Origin of the sequence: Eoetvoesiella caeni, from assembly GCF_003315175.1 — a bacterium.
GTDB lineage: Bacteria > Pseudomonadota > Gammaproteobacteria > Burkholderiales > Burkholderiaceae_B > Eoetvoesia > Eoetvoesia caeni.
In genome coordinates this window covers 1-1,231 of sequence record NZ_QNRQ01000049.1, presented here as the reverse complement: position 1 = coordinate 1,231, position 1,231 = coordinate 1, and the positions used below count along the sequence as shown (strand labels likewise).

General features: G+C 54.4%; 1 protein-coding gene. It reads left to right on the top strand.

Annotated features, from left to right (window positions below):
- Positions 1–61: 61 nt before the first annotated feature.
- Positions 62–1,215, top strand: a protein-coding gene (locus tag DFR37_RS22735; protein ID WP_113935417.1) for an IS3 family transposase whose coding sequence is annotated in 2 segments (ribosomal slippage) — positions 62–296 and positions 296–1,215 — 1,155 coding nt in all. Because the reading frame shifts where the segments join, the coding sequence is not laid out codon by codon here.
- Positions 1,216–1,231: the final 16 nt, after the last annotated feature.

Genomic DNA, 1,231 nt, shown 5'->3' with positions numbered 1-1,231 from the left:
TGAATCGGCCAGGGTTTGCTAGACACGTTTTAGCCTCATAATACTCACTGAGGAGATGATTATGAGCACGGCCCGATTTACGGAAGAATTCAAACTCGAAGCGGTGAAGCAAATCACGCAACATCAGCGCCCGGTGGCCGAAGTGGCCAAACGGTTGGGCGTATCGACCCATAGCCTGTACGTATGGGTCAAACGGTACGGCAAGTCCGCGCAGCAACGCGAGCAAGACAGTGCTGAGGCCATTGAGCTTCGGCGCCTACGGGCAGAGGTCAAGCGGCTTACCGAAGAGCGGGATATATTAAAAAAAGCCGCAGCGTACTTTGCCAAGGAGTCCGGCTAAAGTACGCGTTTATTAAGCAACATCTGACTCAATATTCTGTGCGTCGACTTTGCCAAGTGCTTGAAGTCCACCCCAGCGGTTATTACGCCTGGAGGCGAAACGCTCACAGTCAGCGCCATCATGAAGACCAGCGGCTGTTGGCCTTGGTGAAGCCGTCTTGGCTGGAGAGCGGACGGGTCTATGGGTACCGTAAGGTGCACCACGATTTACGCGCCCTGGGCGAACACTGTAGCCGTCATCGCGTTGCGCGCTTGATGCGCAGCCACGGCTGGCGTGCTCAGGTCGGGTACCGTCGTCGACCGGGTTTTTATGGTGGTGCCCCGCATAACGTGGCGGCCAATATTCTGGACCGGCAATTCGACGTCGCCGCACCTAACATCGCCTGGGTGACGGATATCACGTACATCCGTACGTACGAAGGTTGGTTGTATTTGGCGGTTGTTGTCGACTTGTTCTCTCGCCAGGTCGTGGGGTGGTCGATGGATTCGCGCATGAGCAAAGACTTGGTTTTGCAGGCCTTGCTGGCGGCGGTATGGCGGCGTAAGCCAAAGCAAAGTGTCATGGTGCATTCCGACCAGGGCAGCCAATTTACGAGCTATGAATGGGCAGCGTTTCTGGCGACCCATAATCTACAACCGAGCATGAGCCGTCGAGGTAACTGTCACGACAATGCCGTTGCAGAAAGCTTTTTCCAGTTGCTCAAGCGCGAACGCATCAAACGGAAAATCTACAAAAACAGGGAGCTGGCACGTCAAGATATTTTTGACTACATCGAACTGTTCTACAACCCGATTCGTCGGCATGGCCATGCCGCGAACCTTTCGCCGGTAAACTACGAACGGCAGTACCTTTCTGAGGCAACGAACTGTCTATAAAAGTCTGGCCGATTCA